This window comes from Burkholderia sp. RF2-non_BP3 (assembly GCF_001522185.1).
In the GTDB taxonomy this organism is placed as follows: Bacteria; Pseudomonadota; Gammaproteobacteria; order Burkholderiales; family Burkholderiaceae; genus Burkholderia; species Burkholderia diffusa.
This window is the reverse complement of sequence record NZ_LOSU01000038.1, coordinates 1-1,534: the sequence shown is the minus strand read 5'-3', so window position 1 is coordinate 1,534 and position 1,534 is coordinate 1. Positions and strand designations below refer to the sequence as shown.

The 1,534-nt window shown below is 63.8% G+C and carries 1 protein-coding gene; it reads left to right on the top strand.

Translation table 11 applies throughout. The annotated features are described in order from the left end of the window. The first annotated feature begins 254 nt into the window (after positions 1 to 254). Positions 255 to 1,490: an IS110 family transposase gene (locus tag WS45_RS21105; protein WP_059689158.1), complete on the top strand. Its 1,236-nt coding sequence runs from the start codon at positions 255 to 257 to the stop codon at positions 1,488 to 1,490. Positions 1,491 to 1,534: the final 44 nt, after the last annotated feature.

Genomic DNA, 1,534 nt, shown 5'->3' with positions numbered 1-1,534 from the left:
GCGTTCGTAACCGGCATGATATAGCCGGTGCCTCGCGTTTCCGCGCCGAGTGGTTTGAGCGTATGGTGTGACCATCCGGGACAGGGGCACTGGGGAGCACTTCGGGTGGGCAGGCCGTTGTTACACGATGAGCCGCGAGCTCGTGTTAGTAGTTGGCCGCCCCTGCGACCCGCCCGGTTGCGCTGTGAGCGCGAATCCGTAGTTGTCGTGCTGTCCCACCGGCTCCCAACAGTGATCTGATACGGGAGACGGTTATGCGAATCGTGGGGTTTGACGTCTCGCGCTCAGTGGCCGAGATCGCGTACCTGGAGGATGGCACGCTGCATGCAGGCGGCCGCACCGGGTTGCGACGCGACGAACTGGAGCGTTTTGCCGAGAAGCTGCGCGCCACCGATCATGTGGTGCTCGAAGCAACCGGCAACACTGCCGCCATCGTCAACGTGCTTCGTCGGCACGTCGCGCGCGTGGCGATTGCCAATCCGCTGCAAGTTCGGCTGATCGCGGAGGCTCGCGTCAAGACGGACAAGATCGATGCAGCCGTACTGGCACAGCTGTATGCAAGCGGCTTTCTGCCGGAAGTATGGATGCCGGACGAGCACACGCTGGCGTTGCGCCGACAGATATCGCGTCGTTCACAGCTGGTGCGGCAGCGCACGCGGCTGAAGAACGAGATTCATGCGGTTCTGGCCGCGCATCTGATCGAGCGATGCCCCGCCACCGATCTGTTTGGCAAGAAGGGGCGTGCCTGGCTCGGCGTTCAACCGCTTCCGTTGGACGAGCGACTCGGTGTTGAGCAGCGGCTGCGCGAACTGGACCGCCTCGGTGAGGATCTGCGCGAGGTGGAGCAAGCACTCGCGCAAGCGACCATCGACGACGCGCGATTGCGCGTGATGCTGACGATCACCGGCGTCAACACCACGGTGGCGATCGGGCTGCTATCTGCCATTGGCAACATCGAGCGGTTTCCGAATCCGGAGAAGCTGGTGAGCTACTTCGGGCTCAATCCGTCGGTCTATCAGTCCGGCCCGACACCGGCCAGGCACGGCCACATCACCAAGCGCGGGCGCTCTTACGCACGGGCGATGCTGGTCGAGGCTGCCTGGGGCGCCACGCAGGCGCCTGGGCCGCTGCGCGCCTTCTTCCTACGCGTGCGCGATCGCCGCGGCCAGCAAATTGCTGTCGTCGCGACCGCTCGCAAACTCGCAGTGATCGTATGGTATGTGCTGACACGCGACGAGCCGTTCGCGTGGGACCGTCCCGCGTTGACCGCACACAAGTTACGTGCGCTGGAACTGCAGGCTGGAATGCCGGCGCAGCATGGCTCGCGCAAAGGTCCGGCTGCCGCCTACAGTCTGAAGAGTGTCCGTCAGCAGGAACGAGCCGTGGCTGAGCAGTCTGAGCGAACCTATCAAAGACTGTTTAACCGGTGGAAGCAGTCGCGCCCCAAATCAGACAGCGCGCCGATACGGTGGCCGGAAGCGCGGACATAGCGAACGAGCGAAGTACGGCGTGGGGGCTTGTGTATTTCATCCGT